This window comes from Nibrella saemangeumensis, from assembly GCF_039541915.1.
In the GTDB taxonomy this organism is placed as follows: Bacteria; Bacteroidota; Bacteroidia; order Cytophagales; family Spirosomataceae; genus Nibrella; species Nibrella saemangeumensis.
Map to the genome: position 1 here is coordinate 220,321 of NZ_BAABHD010000005.1, position 16,569 is coordinate 236,889.

Below are 16,569 nucleotides of genomic sequence, written 5' to 3' on the forward strand. Positions count from 1 at the left end.
TCCGACTATGATTGCTATCACAACCGACCCCATCGACTATAGCTCAGCGTACCGGTATCTGCAGACCGATGAAGCCGGAGCCATTGATTTTTTCTTCGGCATTGTCCGCAATAAGACCAGCGAACTGGCCGTCGACCGGCTGGAGTACGAAGCCTACGACCGTATGGCGATCAAAGAAATGCAGAAAATTGCCGATGAAGCCTGCCAGCGCTGGAATGTCCTCAATTACGTTATCATCCACCGCAAAGGCACCCTGCTCATCGGCGAAATTGCCGTACTCATCGGCGTAGCCACTCCCCACCGCGCCGATGCCTTCGACGCCTGCCGGTATATCATCGACACCATCAAGCAAACTGTGCCCATCTGGAAAAAAGAAGTCTTTGAAAACGGCGAGGTCTGGGTCAATGCTCATCCTTGACGTACAGTGAGATTACGCCAAATTCAGGCAAAGCAATACTCTTTATGGTCTTCGGACCGGCTACTATCTCCCATCCTTCTGTGCCTACTTGGGTAACCCTGGAGTTCATTGGCGAGGAGAGCTGTACCTCCTGAGGCCTGTTTGTATGATTTGCCAGCAGCAGCAGATAGTCCTTACCCCTGAGCAGATGCAAGGCGGATACCGCTAGTGGATCGCTCACTTGCACCAGCTTAATACGTTCCGGCGCAAAGTCGGCTATTTTTTGGAGCCAGTGGTAAACCGAAAACAGCCGGTCGGTTGTCAGTAAGCCTCGCAGACCGACGGTTTCGTAGTAGGTAATGTCGGATGCGCCGGATGCGGCTAAAGCACTCAGGCTGCCGAGGGTCCAGCCGGCCAGGAATAAACTGGGTTGTCGGGGGTCGGTCTGCTGCTCCGGAGCGATAAGGCGGCTTGCAGGATTGGTGGCATAGGGATTATAGCGTTTTCGTAACGTAACGGGCGATACCCAGACGGGTTTGGTGGGGTATAACTGATTGGCCGTCGCTACTGTATCCGCCTGAGCGGATAGTGTTTCCGTTAACGAACGCAAATCAAACGCATGCTCCTGCGGCTGTATGGCATAACTCACGGCATCGGCCGCCGAAACGTCCATCGTATTTCGGTTGAACTCGGCAAAATTGGTGAAGGTGCCAGCCACCAGTCGGCAGGCTGGCAAGTGCTGTCTGAGCATCGGTAGTACCTCCTGCAAAAGTATCGCGGTGGTGACCGGCTGACTTTCCTGAAAGAGAAACAGCGCTTTCGGTGAATGCGGCAGGGTATGCAATACCTCCAGCAACGCCCTCACCTGCTGCTCCGGATTTTCGCCAAAGTGGCACCCAAGCGCTAGCGGTAACCCAAGCGCATCGGCATGGTGGCTCGCCCGCCGGAGGGTATCTGCCCAATCAGGTGTATTCAGCCAGACCTCGGCCCGGCCATGGGTGAATGTAAGCTTCCGAATTTTGTCAGCAAGTTGAAGCTCTTCTGCCGTTAACGTTAGGCAGGTACCAATACGTGGCATTGGCCAGTTCTCTTCCCGAAGGACTATTTTGATACTTTCGTCAGAAGCAGAGCCGTCATTAGGTACTTCTATTAGGCTAACCGTTATCCGCTGCTCAATGACGGTTCTGGCGGGTACCTCTGCCGGAAAAGGCAGGTGCAGCGGGGTTCCGTAGGTTTTGAAGGAGCCATCGGTCCAGTTGCGCTGGTCTTCGGTCTCAAATACATCCCCGTCAAAATCTACCCGAACGGAGTACCCTTTTTCCATCCGCCACTGCAAGGCGCGGATGTCCAGAAATGGCTGGTGTGGCGCAATGGAATTGGGAAACTCTGCTGTAGTCGTCGAGCCGTCGGGATGGGTAATGGTGCATGGCATCCCGGCGATGCCGCTGATCGGGTGGTGCAGGCATAACCCGACGCGATTGCGCAGAAAGGTATTTAGCGCAGTACCCCGAAAGCCAAACTGAATGGTTCCTGCGGCATCACCGGTAATGGTTATCCGGCATTCCATCTGAATGCCTAACTCGTTGATGAGCCAGTCGTAACCGATGGAGAACCTATCCGAATGTTGTTCAACAGTTTCGTTCTGAATTCTTCCTTTCACCGTTCCCCAGTTAGTATCCCGTACTGCCGGGTATATCATCCGCACGATTTCTGTCCCTCCTACCCGAAGGTAACGCAGCACGCCATTTTCATACAGACAGTTCACCGCCCCGGCGTTCAGGATGTAAGCAGTTGGCAGAGGTTCGGGTGAGCCGTAGAGGAAGGCGGGGTTGTTGGGCATGAGTTGGGTTTTGTTGCCCCCTTCAGGAGGTTGGGGGTCTTTAAGGCAAAAGAAACTGATTCACATTCTCCTTTGTAATCCGAAGCAGCCCGGTATTGACCGTATTCGGGACGCTGTTGATACCAGCCAGGGCATCGTTGCCCGACAGCTTATTGGTGCGGTGTACCATATCGTACAGAAACTGGGCACCGTACCAGGTAAACAGTTCCCGCTTCTGTCCGGCCAGCATCTGAATCACACCCTCTTTCACCAGCCGAAGGTGTTCGGGCTCCCAATCCACCGTCGTAATCTTTACGGTTCCGGCCTTACCGGCTTCTTTCACCGCCAATGCGATACCCGGCCCTGAGTTGGAATCGAAGCCGCAGATGCCGGCCATGTCCGGGTGGGCAGCCAGCAGGTCGGCGGTAAGGCGGGCGGCTGTTTCCACGTTGGCTTTGTCATCAAATTTACCTACTACTTCGATATTCGGGTACCGTTTGAACACGTCCAGCAGTCCCCGAAAACCGTCTTCCATGTTATTCAGGCCCAAAATGCCCATGTAGGCGACTTTGCCTTTACCACCGATGAGCCGTGCCATTTCTTCGCCCTGCATCCGGCCAATCTCGTACCAATTAGTGCCCAAAAAGGCGTGTCGCCGGGAGCTGGGAATATCGGAATCATACACTACGGTTGGGATACCGGCCGCAACGGCTTTGTCAATGGCCTGAGCAATGGCGGGGTCGGTGCCGTTGATGAGTAGACCGGTCGGGCGGGTACCGATCACCTCCTCAATGGTGTTAATCTGGGCGGGTACATCCCAGTCGGCCGGACCAAGAATACTGGTTTTAACACCCATTTTCTCCCCCCAGCGCTTGAATGCCGCCTGGTCGTGGTTGACATACATGGGCATGCTTACGGCCGTCGTCACCATCACATACTCTTCATTCGCCAGGGCTGCATCACTATCGTCACTGGTTTGTAACGCCTGCTGCGTTACGCCTGCCTGGTCTCGGGGCGGCAATTCACAACCAGCCAGGGCAGCTATAAAAGCACCGATAAACAGTCTGCTTCGTATCAATTTCATAGCGATAATGTCTGCTTACTTTTCTATACCGACACCCTCCGGCGACGGGGTATTTACTGACTTTCGGGGGAGTCCCTGCCGAACTGCACTGCGTCGCTGTAGCGCCAGATCAATCCAGACGGCGATAATCAGAATCAGACCCAGAATGATTTCCTGCCAATACCCGGATACCCGCGCAATGACCATGATGTTGGAAACCAGTCCCATAAACAAAGCGCCCAGCAACGCTCCCGGTATTTTGCCAACGCCACCGGTCAGACTGGCTCCACCGAGAATTACGGCTGTGATGACCCGCAACTCCATTCCGCGTCCCAACGTAGATAATGCCGCCCCCAACCGTGAGGTCAGCAGCATACCGGCCACACCCGCCAGCGTAGCCGACAGGATAAAGGCGTAGAGCTTCATCCGACGGACCCGGATACCCGACAGTTCGGCAGCCTGCTCATTCCCGCCAATGTAATAATAGCGCCGGAAGAACACGGTGCGATTGACCAGGAACGTAAAAGCCGCCACCACCAGCCCCATATACCAGACCGGCATCTGCACCCCCAGCAGTTTCGACTGCCCAATGGCGTTGTACCAGTACGGCAGGTTCTGGATACCGGCTCCGGCTACCATCAGCGCGCCCCCGCGTACGATGCCCATCATCGCCAGCGTCTGAATCAGCGGGTTGATACCCTGATAGGCAATCAGGTAGCCGTTAATCCAGCCAATCAGCACCGCGCTGCCCAGACCCGCCAGAATAGCCACCGGCACCGGCACATTGTAGAACACCATCAGGTGGGCCGACAAGCCGCCCGCAAAAGCAACCACTGACCCAACCGACAAATCAAACACACCTGAAATCAGCAGGAGCATCATGCCGACGGCGACAATGGCATCAATCGACAGATTGAGCAGGAGTTGCCGGAAGTTCTCGAAGGTGGGAAACGTAGCCGGAAACACGGCGGCACTGACGATGCAGAGCAGCAACGTAGTCAGCGTCAGTGTATACACCCGATCCCGCAATATCTGGTTAAGCATATGGTTTAGGAATAGTCAGTTTATGCATGGGCGGCCAGTGCCATTATGGCTTCTTCGGTGGCAGTATCGCCCGCCAGTTCGCCGGCCAGGGTACCCTGCCGGATAACCAGTATCCGATCAGCCAGGGCCAGCAGTTCAGGCAGTTCGCTGGAGATGAGCAGAATGCCTTTACCCTGGGCTGCCAAACCGCTCAATAGGGTATGAATTTCAGATTTAGCCCCAACATCGATACCGTGCGTCGGCTCGTCTACAATCAGGACATCTGGATTCGCCAGCAGCCAGCGGGCCAGCACGGCCTTCTGCTGATTGCCTCCGCTTAGCAGTCCGGCCCGCTGCATGACCGAAGGCGTTGCCATGCGAAGCTGCTCCCGGAAACGCTCGGCAATCTGCCGGGCCTTGCCAATGCCGTACCAGCGGCCGGTCTGCGCAGCCGGTAAATCAGCCGCCAGCACGTTTTCCATCACCGACATGTTCAGGAATATCCCCTGCGTTTTCCGCTCCTCCGGCACATACCCGATACCAGCTGCTACCGCATCGGCCGGGTGCCGGATAATACAGGGTTTGTTGTGTACCATTACCCTGCCTTCAATCAATGGATCAATGCCGAAGATGGCTCTGGCAACTTCCGTCCGGCCCGCGCCAACCAGTCCAGCCAGACCGAGTATTTCGCCCCGGTGCAGCGTAAAACTGATACGCTCAAACCGGCTACCGGTCAGATTTTTTACTTCCAGCAGCGGTTCACCCGTACCGGACGCAGGCGTTCGGGCGAACTCAACATCCCGCCCGACCATCAGCCGGATCAGATCGTTTGACGTAACATCGGCAATGGGGCGGGTAGTCTGGTAGCGGCCGTCTTTGAGCACCGTTACCCGGTCGGCAATGGTGAATAGTTCTTTCAGGCGGTGCGAAATATAGATGATCGCTTTGCCGTCGGCTTTTAGCTGCCGAATTAGGGCAAACAGCGTATCCGATTCCTGTTGGGTAATCGACGCCGTCGGTTCATCCAGAATCAGAATTCTCGGGTCCTGCGCCAGCGCCTTGGCAATTTCCACCATCTGCCGCTGCCCCGGCGACAACTCGCCTACCAGGCTCTGCGGCCGAATGTTCGTTAACCTGAGTTTATCCAGCAGCGCCTGCGTCTGCGCATAGAGTTCACCGTACCGGATAAAACCCAGTTTACTACGAGGCTGCCGGTTAGCAAAGATATTTTCGGCAACCGACAGCGTGTTGATAACGCTCAACTGCTGGTACACAATGGCGATACCCAGCCGCGAGGCTTCGGCCGGACCACTGATCGCTACCGCCGAGCCATCCAGCAGCATCTGTCCGGCATCGGGCTGAAGATTACCCGTCAGGATGTTCATCAGCGTCGATTTGCCGGCTCCGTTTTCTCCGCAAAGCGCATGCACTTCCCCCGCCCGCAGGTCAAAATCAACCTGCTCCAGTGCCTTTACACCCGGAAAGTATTTGCTGATACCACGGAGTTGCAGGATAGGGTTCATCGACCAAAGGAGGTAACGGTGATTAATGAATTGGTGCGTGCCGATTCGTAGGCGGCATACACGAGCCGGATGGTTTCCAGATTATCGCTCCCCGTAGTTTCAGCGGTTCCCTGCCCCTGCAGCGCCGACAGAATATTCCGGTTGCAATCGACAATAGACGCGTGAACGACCGCGTAAGCCGGGTCCAGCCAGGGGTACATCACCGGCGACGCCGTCTGCGTGTCGGTGCCGCTGCGGGTGGTTACGTTCAGGACAAAATCATGCGTGAGCCGCACCGAGCCCTGACTCCCCTCCACCAGCGCCAGCGTCTGCGGAAACGCTTCTTTTTCCAGAATAGACGCATACGACATCTCTGCCTGGCAGATAATGCCATTTTGCATCGTCATGGCCACATTAGCTACGTCTTCGCCTTTAATGCGGGAATTTACGCGGGTCGTCTGGCAATACAGGGTGTTGACTTCACCGAACAAAAACCGGCAGACATCCAGGATGTGCGAGCCAATGTCGGTCAAAATAAACTGCTCCAGTTCGGCCAGGAAGGGCTGATTATCGAACACCGCGAAACCGGAGCAGAAACTAATCTGCGCCTTAAAGACATCGCCAATTACGCCGGAGTCAATAATCGATTTCAGCTTCCGGATGGACGATTGCCAGCGAAAGTTCTCATGCACATAAAACTGAACGCCAGCCTGCCGGCAGGTATCTACCATTCGCTGCGCCGTTTGGAGGTTTGGCCCCATTGGCTTCTGGCAGATAACGTTCAGCCCGGCAGCAGCCGCTTTTTCGGTGAAGAGCGCATGGGTATCCACATCCGTGATAATGTCGACAAAGTCCACCTCATCGGCATGGTTGCGGAGCAGTTCGTCGGCATCGTCGTACACATGATCTATGTTAAACTGACCGGCCACCTGCTCGGCGCGGGTACGGGTGCGGTTATAAAGCGCCACCAGTTCGATGCCGTCCAGTTCCCGCCATCCGGCTATCTGGTAGGTTGACCAGAAGCCGGTACCCAGCACCGCAAAACGCAAATTTTTCATAAAGACTTACGAACAGTCTGCACAGAATTTCATTACCTTCACATCCAGAAACTCTACTGTACTCTACTGCATTGTTTTAGCACAAAGCTAAGCAACGGCGTCTTACTTCAAAGATATTTATAAATTTTTCTTTACAAGGTACTACCAGTGCATGCGCAACCTGATTCAGATAACATCAGCCTCTAACCGGCCCAAATACCAGCAGATCGTGGACGAGGTTTTGGTATCCATTGAAAAAGGTACGCTTCAGCAGGGTCAGCAACTACCGTCCATCAGCGAATTAGCCGACTGGCAGGGTATTGCTAAAGTTACCGTTGCCAAAGCCTACGAAGCCCTCCGGCAGCGCGGAGCCATCCTGTCGCAGCATGGCAAAGGCTTTTACGTAGCCCGCACCGACATCCGCTCGGTGCTCAACGTCTTTGTGCTGTTCGACACCCTGAATGCTTATAAGGAAGTCTTGTACCACTCGCTGAAAGAAGCGCTGCCGGCCGATACCCGGCTGAGTCTGTTCTTCCACCATTATGATGTAGAGCAGTTCGAGCGGCTGATTCAGAACAGCCTCGGCTTGTATAACTACTACATCATTATGCCGCACTTCAACGAAGATGTGTCGGCCACAGTGCGTTTAATCCCTGCCGATAAACTGTTGATTATTGATAAAGCCGTGCCAACGCTGGGGGGCAATTACGCATCCGTCTACCAGGATTTTCGACAGGATATTTATCAAAGCCTGAAAGCTGCGGAACCGAGGTTGCAGCAGTATAAAAAACTGACACTGGTGTTGTCGCAGGACCATTTTCAGTTTGTACCCGACGAAATTACAGATGGGTTTTACGACTTCGCCCGTCAGGCTGCTATTCCCTGTGCTGTTGCGGAGCAATTCGATACGATGCAGATCCGTCCGGGGGAGGCTTACCTGCTGTTTGCCGACTGGGATTTGATTACCTGTATCAAAGCCGTGCGGGCGAAAGGGTGGCGATTGGGCGCTGATATAGGGCTGATTTCGTACGATGACACGCCGATGAAAGAAATCCTGGAGAATGGCATTACCGTGATCTCCACAGATTTTGCGCAGATGGGCCGCACCGCCGGCGAATGTATGCTGACCAAAGCCACCGAACAAATACCAAACCCGTCCCGGATTATTTTTCGGGCTACTCTATGATGAAACTTGGAATTGGCACCTATACGTACGGATGGGCCATTGGCGTGCCGGAGATGCAATACCCGCGTAAAATGCTGGAGCACCAATTGCTGGCTAAAGCGAAATCGTTTGATCTGTCGCTGGTGCAGATTGGCGATAATTTGCCTCTCCATACCTTCGCCGAGGAGCGACTGGACTACCTGTACCGACTCAGCCAGAGCATGAACATCGACCTGGAGATCGGGGCCCGCGGCCTGACGCCCGATTACCTGCACCGGTACATCGACATCGCTGCGTACCTGAAGGCCCGAATGCTGCGCTTTGTGATTGACCAGCCCGGCTACGAGCCTCCGGTGCCCGACATTGTCAGCATTATTCAGGAAGCAGAGTCGTCGCTCAGGCGGCAGGGCGTCACACTCGCCCTCGAAAACCACGACCGGCTGAAGGCCCGTCAGTTTCGGGAGATTATCGAAAAAGTGGGGAGCCAGCACGTAGGTATCTGCCTCGACTCCGTCAACTCCATGGGTGCCGCCGAAGGGCTGGAAACCATCGTTGAAACCCTGGCTCCTTATACCGTAAACCTCCACATCAAGGACTTCAGCATTCAGCGGCTCTCCCACAAAATGGGATTTCAGATTGATGGCCGGCCGGCCGGTAAAGGTATGCTGAACATTCCCTGGCTGCTGGAGCAGATCAGTAAATCGGGTAAGTGCCACACGGCCATTTTAGAACAATGGGTGGTGCCGGAGACAGAACAGGCAGACACCCTGCGCAAAGAAGAGCAGTGGGCCAACGAGAGTATTCAATACCTAAAACCGTTGTTTGACACTAAATCATCAGTAACCCTTACCAACTCATGACAACCATCACCCTGGTCGGTGCGGGCGGCAAAATGGGCTGCCGCCTGGTCGACAATTTTCAGAAGCTCCCCCATTACGACGTACACTGCCTGGAGGTAAGTCCCAAAGGCATTGAAAACCTGCAACAGCGGGGCGTTACCGTCAAAAATCAGGCGGAAGTCGTTCCCCTATCCGACGTTGTAATCCTGGCCGTGCCCGATGTCGCCATTGGTGCCATCTCCGACGAAATCATTCCACTGATGAAACCCGACTCGGTCGTACTCACCCTGGACCCGGCGGCCCCGCTCGACGGTGTAATCCACCACCGCGACGATCTGGGTTATGTCATTGCCCATCCCTGCCACCCATCGGTCTTCAACTGGGAGCCGACGGAGGAAGCCTTCCGTGATTTCTACGGCGGCATCTCAGCCAAACAGTCCATTGTAGTGGCACTCATGGCCGGTACCGAAGAACATTACAAGCTTGGTGAAAAAGTGGCGCAGGAAATGTACCAACCCATCAAACATACCTACCGGATTACGCTGGAGCAGATGGCCATGCTGGAGCCGGCCATGGTAGAGACGCTGGCCCAGACCTGCATGGAAGTGGTGAAGGAAGGATACGACCGTATTGTCGAGTTAGGCGTACCAGAAGCGGCCGCCCGCGATTTTGTGCTGGGCCACCTACGTATTCAGATTGCCGTGCTGTTTAAGGAAGTCAACGGCACTTTCTCCGATGCCGCCTACAAAATCAGCAAACGCGCCAAGCCACTCCTGTTTCGCGATAACTGGAAGCAGATCTTCGAGATGGATGATATCCGGGAGCAGGTGAAGGACATTACCACGAAGTAAATGAAAAGAAGCGCAAATGCGCTTCTTTTCATTTACTTCTGTATCCTATACGTTGCCATAATTGGAAAGTGATCGGAGTAGGGAATGTCCCGGTAGGTAATAAAATCCAGGACTTTCAGGCCGGAGCTGTAGAACTGATTGTCGATGCGGATAAAGCGGGGAGCGCGGTTGAGGGTAAACTGAAAACCCCGGCCGCCATCTTCATAGGCGTTACGCAGCCGCCGGCGGAGCCGCTCATATACTACACTGTAGGGCGTCTCGTTAAAATCCCCTAGCACCAGCACCGGGTAAGGACTTTGAGATATGTATTTCTCGATGATTCGTACCTGCTTACGACGCTCGACAAAGCCTTCTTTCAGTGAACTAAGAATATCTTTGGTTTCCTCTTTTACGCCCGCCATTTCTTTTTGCGTTAATACTTTCCGGACGCGAATCCCCATGGAATGCAAATGGACATTGATGATACGGATTGTACCATTGCCTGCTTTAATGTCAGCCCACAAAATGCCATTGAGATGGTGAAACGATTCTCCCCCATGCTTAATGATTGGATACCGGGAAAAAATAGCAACTCCTGTAACTGGGTCATTGCGGGAGGAGTCTTTGGGCGGTAAACTGGCGTAATATGAATACCCGGCATTGCGCAGCCGTTGGGTGACCCGGTATCCGGGTATGTCATCATTGCTGTAAAATTCCTGAAAGCATTTAATGGGTGCTTCCTGTTCTACCGACCAGGTAATAACCTGCCGGGCTTTTGATGTCAGGCGTCGGCGCTTCCAGTAATCGTTTGAGTCAAACCCGGTTGTGTTGAAGCTTAGTACTTTAAGTACCGCCTGACCAGGATCGGGTGTTTCGGGTGCATTGTACACCAGCGTTCGCTGCCAAAACATAAACCCGGCCAGGAGCGCTACGGTCGACAATAACGCCCGCCAGGATCGGCCGACTAACCAGAACAGGATAAAGCCAATGTTAAAAATCCAGGCTACCGGCATGGTAATCAGCAGCAACCCCGCTGACCAATGCTCAATGGGCAGCTTGTACAACAGATAATACAACAGCAACGTATACAGAAACAGCAGCAGATTCAGCGACCACACCAGGGATGAAAAAAAAGTACCGAGCAGTCCGCCAACGCGTACCCGAGAAGTCATACAATAAATCGGGGGTAATGGTAAAGTACGGGTTATTAACCGCTAAACATACGGCTTGTTTACCAAACCGCCAGTTTTACCTGAGCAAATGGCTTGCTCCTTAGCCACTTTCCTATTATCTTTGCACCGCTTACCAAACAAATGGATGTTCGGAAAAGGGAGTTTTACTCCCTTTTTTGTTAGGGTATTTGCATGGACGACAACGCTCGCATTACCGAACTGCTGCAGCCGCATCTGAACGGCGATCAGTTCTTTATTGTTGATATTCACGTGGCCGGCCGCCAGGGTGGCCGGATTAAGGTTACCATCCTGCTGGATAGTGACGAGGGCATTACCATTGCCGAGTGCGCCACCATCAGCCGGCGACTCGGTGCGCAGCTAGACGAGATTGACTTATTCAACGGAGCACCGTTTACCCTTGAGGTATCATCACCCGGTATCGATTTTCCACTGCAGTTCCGGCGGCAGTATCTGAAGAACGTTGGCCGCCAGGTAGCGGTTACGCTTAACGATGGTCAGATCCTGCGCGGACAGCTGGAGTCTGTCGGCGATGACCATATTGTGCTGGATATTCCACCCGTTAAGAAGCCGAAAAAGAAGGCAACTGAAGCAACTGAACCCACCGGATTACAGACACTCCGGTTTGACGATATACAAAAAACCAACGTAGAAGTGTCATTTAAATAGTTTCAAGTTCCATGTTTCATGTTTCAAGTTGTATTCCCCCTGGTTTTCCACTTGAACCTGAAAGCTGAAGCCTGAAACTTCAAACGTTTAAAAAGATGAACAGCGGAGTACTTATAGACTCGTTCGCCGACTTCGCCCGGTCGAAAAATATTGACCGGCCGACGATGATTAAGATTCTGGAAGACGTGTTCCGGACGATGATTCGTAAAAAATTTGGCACCGACGATAACTTTGACGTGATCATCAACGCCGAAAGTGGTGACCTCGAAATGTGGCGCACCCGTGAGATTGTCGATGATGATTCGGAGGATATCTGGGACTACGATAAAATACCCTTAGCGGAAGCCCGTCGGATTCAGGCCGACTTTGAAGTAGGCGAGCAGGTTGCCGAAGAGGTAAAACTGGAAGACTTTGGTCGCCGGGTGGTACAAACGGCCCGCCAGACCCTCATCCAGAAGATCAAGGATTTAGAGAAAGAGCTGTTATACCAGAAATACAAAGACCAGGTTGGTGATCTTGTTAATGCGGAGGTGTACCAGCTGGTCAAGAATGAAGTCATTCTGGTCGACAGCGAAAACAACGAACTGAGCCTGCCGAAAGGCGAACAGATCCCGAAAGACCGCTACCGCAAGGGCGAAGGCGTGAAGGCGGTGATCCACCGGGTGGATATGCTCAACGGCTCTCCGAAAATCATTCTGTCGCGGACATCACCGGTCTTTCTGGAGCGGCTGTTCGAAACGGAAATTCCGGAGATCTACGACGGATTGATTTCGATCCGGAAGATTGTGCGTGAGCCGGGCGAACGGGCCAAAGTAGCCGTCGAGTCCTACGACGACCGTATAGACCCCGTAGGAGCCTGCGTAGGGATGAAGGGTTCCCGGATTCACAGTATTGTGCGCGAGTTGGGCAACGAGAACATCGATGTCATCAACTATACCGAAAACCTCGAACTGCTCATCAGCCGTGCCCTGAGCCCGGCCAAAATCAGTTCGATGCAGATTGACCGAGACGCCAAGCGTGTATCGGTATTCCTCAAACCGGATCAGGTTTCACTGGCTATTGGTAAAGGTGGTCAGAACATTAAACTGGCCAGCCGGCTGGTTGATTTGGAGATCGACGTATTTCGGGATACGGAAGGACAGGAAGATGATGAAGACGTTGACCTGTCAGAATTTACCGATGAAATCGATGAGTGGATCATTGAAGAACTGCGCCGGGTAGGCCTCGATACCGCCAAGAGTGTTTTGGCGCTCAATAAAGAGGAATTGCTGCGCCGGACAGACCTCGAAGAAGAAACAGTCGATTACATTCTGGACATCCTGCGTCAGGAGTTTGAATAAGAGGGATTTTTATTACTGTAACTATTGTTCTTACCATACTAACAACCATTAAATTTGCCTATTATAGACCGATCGTATGGCAGAAGATAAATCAATGCGCCTAAGCCAAGTGGCAAAAGTTCTCAACGTGGGTATCGCCACGGTGGTGAGCCATCTCTCTGCCAAAGGGTTTAAGGTCGAAAGTAATCCGAACACCAAGTTGTACTCTGAGCAATTGGAGGTACTGGCTAAGGATTTTAAATCTACGGACCTCGTCAATGGAGCGGGTGCCCGCCGGCCGGATAGTCCGGCTCCGGCGGCCGAAGCGCCACGCCGTGATGAAGGGAACGTAGTACAATATTTCCGCGACGACCAGGGACGCCCAACGTCGTCTAAACCGCAGCCCACGCCGGAGCCAGCTCCTGCTGAGCGCGGCCATGCTACACCTGTTCAAGATGTTCGTAAGGCCGAGGAGCGTGCGGCCGAACCTGCTTCCGGTAATCAGTTACCCGGCCTGAAAGTATTGGGCAAAATTGACCTTAGCGCCAAACCGGCACCGGCTCAGCCGAAACCGGCGGCTCCCGCTCCGGTCGAAGCTAAACAGCCACAGCCCGCGCCTGCACAGCCGGCTCCGCGCCCGGCGGCCGAACCAGCCCAGCCGGTGGTAGCCAGGCAGCCCGAGACACCCGAACCACAGCGGACGGATGCGCCAAAACCGGCTCAACCGGCGGCCCCCGCCCCGGCACCCGTTGAAGCCAAACAGCCAGAACCCGCGCCAACGCAGCCTCAGCCGCAGGCCGCTCCGCGTCCGGCGGCCGAACCAGCCCAGCCGGTAGTGGCTAAGCAGCCCGAAACACCCGAACCACAACGGACGGAAGCGCCAAAACCGGCTCAACCGGCGGCCCCCGCTCCGGCACCCGTTGAAGCCAGCCAACCGAAGCCTGCTCCGGCTCAGCCGCAGGCCGCTCCGCGTCCGGCAGCCGAACCCGCTCAGCCTATTGAGGCTAAACAGTCGCAACCCGTTGAGCAACATGCCGAACGGCCGGCTCAGCCCGTTGAGCAGAATGGTCCATCCGCCCCGGTAGCTCCGCCCGTTCCGGCGGATGAAACAGAAGCGGATGGTCCTTCGGAGACCATCCGGGCCGAAGGTCGTCACCAGCTGCGTGGATTGACCATTAAAGGTAAAATAGACTTACCCGTCGATAATCCTCGTCAGTCTGGCGGTGGCGACCGGGATCGTGATAAGAAGAAGAAACGCAAACGTATTCGCAGCCGCGAAGGCGTAGCCGTTGGTCCTAACACCGGCGGAGGTGGCCAGCCTGGTCAACCCGGCGGTCAGGGAGGAAACAACTTCCGGAACCGTGAAGGTGGTCCCGACCGTGGGCCGGCCGAGCGCGGCCCGGCTCAGCGGGGTCCCGGTGATCGTAATCCGAATGACCGCAGCCCGCAGGGTGACCGGAATCAGCAGGGACGTGGTCCCGGCGATCGTGCTCCACAGGGTGACCGGCCACAAACTCCGCGTCCGCCGGGTGACCGTGGACCGGCTCAACCGGGTAATCGCCCGCCTAATGCGGGTGGTGCACCGGGTACCGGCAACAATGCCAACCGTGGAGGTAACAATAATGCGAACAAGCGCCCCGACCGGCCGGGCGATAAGAAACGCGAACGCCGGGAGGAGCCCTCTGCCCGTGACGTACGGGATTCGATCAAGGCTACACAGTCGCGGATGCTGGGGTCGAACAAACCGAACCGGGGTGCCAAAGCCCGCGAAGATCGTCGCCGAAACCGCGCCGAACGCGAAGAACAGCGTTTGCTGGCCGAGCAGGAGGACGCCAAGGTACTGAAGGTAACCGAATTTGTGTCGGCCAACGACCTGGCTTCGCTGATGGACGTATCTGTCAATGAAGTTATCTCAGTCTGTATGAGCCTGGGTATGTTCGTTTCGATCAACCAGCGGCTCGATGCCGAAGCGATTACAGTGATTGCTGATGAATTTGGATACGACGTACAGTTCGTCTCGGCCGAAGAAGAGGTAGAAGCCGGTATTGACGACGGGCAGAATGATGCGGAGGAAGACCTGGAGCCACGTGCGCCGATCGTCACCATCATGGGTCACGTTGACCACGGTAAAACGTCGTTGCTCGACTACATCCGCCGTACCCGCGTAGCCGCCGGTGAAGCCGGGGGTATTACCCAGCACATTGGTGCCTACGGCGTAACGACGGAAGATGGCCGGATGATTACCTTCCTGGATACACCGGGTCACGAAGCTTTTACGGCCATGCGTGCCCGCGGTGCCAAGGTAACAGACGTAGTTATTATCGTGATTGCCGCCGACGACAGCGTCATGCCGCAAACCCGCGAGGCTATCAACCACGCCCAGGTGGCTGGTGTACCCATCGTGTTTGCCTTCAGTAAAGTTGATAAGCCGGGTGCCAACGCCGAGAAAATCCGCGAAGAGCTGGCTCAGATGAACCTGCTCGTCGAAGATTGGGGTGGTAAGTATCAGGCTCAGGAGATTTCGTCCAAGTCGGGTATGGGTATCGATGACCTGCTGGAGAAAGTGCTGCTGGAAGCCGAACTACTTGATCTGAAGTCCAATCCGAACCGCCGGGCCAATGGTACCGTTATTGAAGCTTCGCTCGACAAAGGACGCGGCTACGTATCGACCATCCTGGTACAGAACGGTACCCTTAAAGTTGGAGATATCGTTCTGGTAGGGGCTCACTACGGCCGTATCCGGGCCATGACCGACGACGTAGGCCAGCGTATTAAAGAAGCGGGGCCGTCAACGCCGGTGCAGATTCTTGGTTTGCCGGGTGCTCCGCAGGCGGGTGACAAGTTCAACGTCATGGAGACCGAACGCGAAGCCCGCGAAATTGCCAACAAGCGCGAGCAGTTGGTGCGCGAGCAGACCATGCGGACCCGCAAGCACATTACGCTGGAAGAGATTGGTCGCCGGAAGGCCATCGGTTCTTTTAAAGAGCTGAATGTGATTGTGAAAGGTGACGTAGACGGTTCGGTAGAAGCCTTGTCGGATTCACTGCTGCAGCTCTCGACCGAAGAGGTACAGGTGAATATCATCCATAAAGCCGTTGGTCAGATCTCCGAGTCGGATATTCTGCTGGCGTCGGCATCAGATGCGATCATCGTCGGCTTCCAGGTGCGGCCATCGGCCAGTGCCCGGCGTCTGGCCGAGCAGGAGCAGATCGAAATTCGTCTGTACTCGATTATCTACGACGCTATCAACGAGGTGAAAGATGCCATGGAAGGTATGCTTGCCCCGACGGTAGAAGAGGTAATCGTCGGCAATATCGAAGTACGCGAAGTCTTCAAGATCAGCAAGATTGGTACCGTGGCCGGTTGTTACGTAACCGACGGTTTGATCAAGCGGAACAACAAGATCCGGGTTATCCGGGACTTCATTGTGGTGCATACCGGCGAAATCAGCGCGCTGAAGCGGTTTAAAGATGACGTAAACGAGGTTCGCTCCGGCTACGAATGTGGGTTGAGCATCAAGAACTTCAACGATATTCTGGAGGGTGATACCATCGAAAGCTTCGAATTAAAAGAAGTGAAGCGGACGCTGTAACCCAACCGGATCTGATTAATCAGAAAAGGCCTTCCTGTTGATACAGCGAAGGCCTTTTTGTTTTTTATGCCCTTCCTCATGGCTTCGCGTATGAGAATTACTATGAACGGGTACTTCCAGAACC

13 protein-coding genes are annotated in these 16,569 nt (G+C 54.5%); 7 read left to right on the forward strand and 6 right to left on the reverse strand.

The window, feature by feature from the left end; translation table 11 throughout:
- The first annotated feature begins 7 nt into the window (after positions 1-7).
- Complete coding sequence (locus ABD949_RS02850) at positions 8-418, forward strand: molybdenum cofactor biosynthesis protein MoaE (protein ID WP_345240356.1); 411 nt, start codon at positions 8-10, stop codon at positions 416-418.
- Here the strand turns inward: ABD949_RS02850 and ABD949_RS02855 are convergent.
- The 5 genes from ABD949_RS02855 to ABD949_RS02875 are packed head-to-tail and all read right to left on the reverse strand — an operon-like array spanning position 402 to position 6,862.
- Positions 402-2,237: a D-apionate lactonase family protein gene (locus tag ABD949_RS02855; protein WP_345240358.1), complete on the reverse strand. Its 1,836-nt coding sequence runs from the start codon at positions 2,235-2,237 to the stop codon at positions 402-404. The two genes, ABD949_RS02850 and ABD949_RS02855, sit on opposite strands and share 17 nt — an antisense overlap.
- A 40-nt stretch (positions 2,238-2,277) precedes the next feature.
- On the reverse strand, positions 2,278-3,300 hold the full coding sequence (locus ABD949_RS02860) for a substrate-binding domain-containing protein (protein ID WP_345240360.1): 1,023 nt from the start codon (positions 3,298-3,300) through the stop codon (positions 2,278-2,280).
- A gap of 15 nt (positions 3,301-3,315) precedes the next feature.
- A complete protein-coding gene (locus tag ABD949_RS02865; RefSeq protein WP_345240362.1) occupies positions 3,316-4,323 on the reverse strand; it encodes an ABC transporter permease in 1,008 nt (335 codons plus the stop codon).
- Between the two features lie 20 nt (positions 4,324-4,343).
- The gene (locus ABD949_RS02870) at positions 4,344-5,825 is read right to left on the reverse strand and encodes a sugar ABC transporter ATP-binding protein (RefSeq protein WP_345240364.1); all 1,482 of its coding nucleotides are present in this window, start codon (positions 5,823-5,825) and stop codon (positions 4,344-4,346) included.
- The gene (locus tag ABD949_RS02875) at positions 5,822-6,862 is read right to left on the reverse strand and encodes a Gfo/Idh/MocA family protein (RefSeq protein WP_345240366.1); all 1,041 of its coding nucleotides are present in this window, start codon (positions 6,860-6,862) and stop codon (positions 5,822-5,824) included. Before ABD949_RS02875 ends, ABD949_RS02870 begins: the two co-directional genes overlap by 4 nt.
- A gap of 151 nt (positions 6,863-7,013) precedes the next feature.
- Here ABD949_RS02875 and ABD949_RS02880 point away from each other — a divergent pair, with 151 nt between their 5' ends.
- The 3 genes from ABD949_RS02880 to ABD949_RS02890 are packed head-to-tail and all read left to right on the forward strand — an operon-like array spanning position 7,014 to position 9,696.
- Positions 7,014-8,027, forward strand: a complete 1,014-nt coding sequence (locus ABD949_RS02880) for a GntR family transcriptional regulator (RefSeq protein ID WP_345240368.1) — start codon at positions 7,014-7,016, stop codon at positions 8,025-8,027.
- A complete protein-coding gene (locus tag ABD949_RS02885; RefSeq protein WP_345240370.1) occupies positions 8,024-8,866 on the forward strand; it encodes a sugar phosphate isomerase/epimerase family protein in 843 nt (280 codons plus the stop codon). The genes ABD949_RS02880 and ABD949_RS02885 overlap by 4 nt, the downstream gene beginning before the upstream one ends.
- The gene (locus ABD949_RS02890) at positions 8,863-9,696 is read left to right on the forward strand and encodes a phosphogluconate dehydrogenase C-terminal domain-containing protein (RefSeq protein ID WP_345240372.1); all 834 of its coding nucleotides are present in this window, start codon (positions 8,863-8,865) and stop codon (positions 9,694-9,696) included. Before ABD949_RS02885 ends, ABD949_RS02890 begins: the two co-directional genes overlap by 4 nt.
- Positions 9,697-9,728: 32 nt before the next feature.
- Here ABD949_RS02890 and ABD949_RS02895 read toward each other — a convergent pair whose 3' ends face one another.
- Positions 9,729-10,847, reverse strand: a complete 1,119-nt coding sequence (locus ABD949_RS02895) for an endonuclease/exonuclease/phosphatase family protein (RefSeq protein ID WP_345240374.1) — start codon at positions 10,845-10,847, stop codon at positions 9,729-9,731.
- Positions 10,848-11,039: 192 nt separating this feature from the next.
- On the opposite strand from ABD949_RS02895, the gene ABD949_RS02900 reads away from it, so the two are divergent.
- The 3 genes from ABD949_RS02900 to infB all read left to right on the forward strand — a co-directional run bounded on the left by ABD949_RS02900 (position 11,040) and on the right by infB (position 16,445).
- Positions 11,040-11,534: a ribosome maturation factor RimP gene (locus ABD949_RS02900; RefSeq protein ID WP_345240376.1), complete on the forward strand. Its 495-nt coding sequence runs from the start codon at positions 11,040-11,042 to the stop codon at positions 11,532-11,534.
- Between the two features lie 95 nt (positions 11,535-11,629).
- On the forward strand, positions 11,630-12,874 hold the full coding sequence (gene nusA / locus ABD949_RS02905; RefSeq protein ID WP_345240378.1) for a transcription termination factor NusA: 1,245 nt from the start codon (positions 11,630-11,632) through the stop codon (positions 12,872-12,874).
- A 94-nt stretch (positions 12,875-12,968) separates the two neighbouring features.
- Positions 12,969-16,445 (forward strand): translation initiation factor IF-2, encoded by a 3,477-nt coding sequence (gene infB / locus ABD949_RS02910; protein WP_345240380.1) that lies wholly within the window; start codon positions 12,969-12,971, stop codon positions 16,443-16,445.
- The last annotated feature ends 124 nt before the right edge of the window (positions 16,446-16,569 follow it).